This window comes from Pseudoroseomonas cervicalis ATCC 49957 (genome assembly GCF_000164635.1).
In the GTDB taxonomy this organism is placed as follows: Bacteria; Pseudomonadota; Alphaproteobacteria; order Acetobacterales; family Acetobacteraceae; genus Pseudoroseomonas; species Pseudoroseomonas cervicalis.
This window is the reverse complement of sequence record NZ_GG770952.1, coordinates 1-1,432: the sequence shown is the minus strand read 5'-3', so window position 1 is coordinate 1,432 and position 1,432 is coordinate 1. Positions and strand designations below refer to the sequence as shown.

Sequence of the window (1,432 nt, the reverse complement as noted above, 5' to 3'; positions counted from 1 at the left end):
GCGCAGCATGACTGGCCGGGCAATGTGCGCGAGTTGACGCATTTCGCCGAGCGCGTGGCGCTGGGCCTGGCCTTCCCGGTCGCGGAGGCGGCGGCGCCGGCCGCGGGCGCCTCCCTGGCCGAGCGGGTCGATGCCTATGAGGCGGCCCTGCTGCGCCAGGCCCTGGCCGAGCATGGCGGCGCGGTGCAGCCGGTGCTGGAGGCGCTGCGCCTGCCACGCAAGACCTTCTACGACAAGCTGCGCCGCCACGGCATCGAGGCGCAGGATTACCGTGCCGAGAAGAAGGGCGCCGGGCCTTGAAGCAAGGCACGAAGCGGGCGAAGAGAAGCCTCGCCCGCCGCAGGCGGCAGTCCAAGTCACAGCCGGCCCGCCGGCCCCAGGGCGCGGCCGGGACGGCCGCCGCGGAGACGTCCGAATGAAGCGCGCGCACAAGCGGATCCTCGTCACCGGCGGCGCCGGCTTCCTCGGCTCGCATCTGTGCGAGAGGCTGCTGGCGCGCGGCGACGATGTGCTCTGCGTCGACAACTTCTTCACCGGCTCGCGCGACAACATCCTGCATCTGCTCGGCCATCCGCGCTTCGAGCTGATGCGCCACGACGTGACCTTCCCCCTCTATGTCGAGGTGGACGAGATCTACAACCTGGCCTGCCCGGCCTCACCCGTGCACTACCAGCGCAACCCGGTGCAGACCATCAAGACCGCGGTGCATGGCGCCATCAACATGCTGGGCCTGGCGAAGCGGCTGGATGCCAAGATCCTGCAGGCCTCGACCTCGGAAGTGTATGGCGATCCCTCGGTGCATCCGCAGCCGGAGGACTACCGCGGCAATGTCAACCCGATCGGCCCGCGCTCCTGCTACGACGAGGGCAAGCGCTGCGCCGAGACGCTGTTCTACGACTATCACCGGCAGAACCGCGTCAACATCCGCGTCGCGCGCATCTTCAACACCTATGGCCCGCGCATGCATCCGAATGACGGGCGGGTGATCTCCAACTTCATCGTCCAGGCGCTGCGCGACGAGCCGATCACCCTGTTCGGCGAGGGCACGCAGACCCGCTCCTTCTGCTATGTGGACGACCTGATCGAAGGGCTGATCCGGCTGATGGACGCGCCGGACGAGGTGACCATGCCGGTCAATATCGGCAATCCGGGCGAGTTCACCATCCGCGAGCTGGCCGAGCTCACCCGCCGCCTGACCGGCACGGGCGCGCCGCTGGTGCACCGCCCGCTGCCGGCCGACGACCCGATGCAGCGCTGCCCCGACATCACCCGCGCCCGCAACCTGCTGGGTTGGGAGCCGGCCGTCACGCTGGAGCAAGGGCTGGTCCGCACCATTGCGCATTTCCGCGCGACGCTCGGCCTGGCCGCCGCCCAGCCAGGCGCCTGACCGGCCCGCGTCTGGCCGAGCTGGCACCCGGTGCGGGGCGGCGCC

At 70.2% G+C, this 1,432-nt stretch carries 1 protein-coding gene and 1 pseudogene; both read left to right on the top strand.

Annotation, left to right across the window (positions count from 1 at the left end):
• Nucleotides 1-300, top strand: a pseudogene (locus tag HMPREF0731_RS20695) (helix-turn-helix domain-containing protein); the annotation flags it as partial.
• Nucleotides 301-415: 115 nt separating this feature from the next.
• On the top strand, nt 416-1,387 hold the full coding sequence (locus tag HMPREF0731_RS20690; RefSeq protein WP_007006183.1) for a UDP-glucuronic acid decarboxylase family protein: 972 nt from the start codon (nt 416-418) through the stop codon (nt 1,385-1,387).
• Nucleotides 1,388-1,432 lie beyond the last annotated feature (45 nt).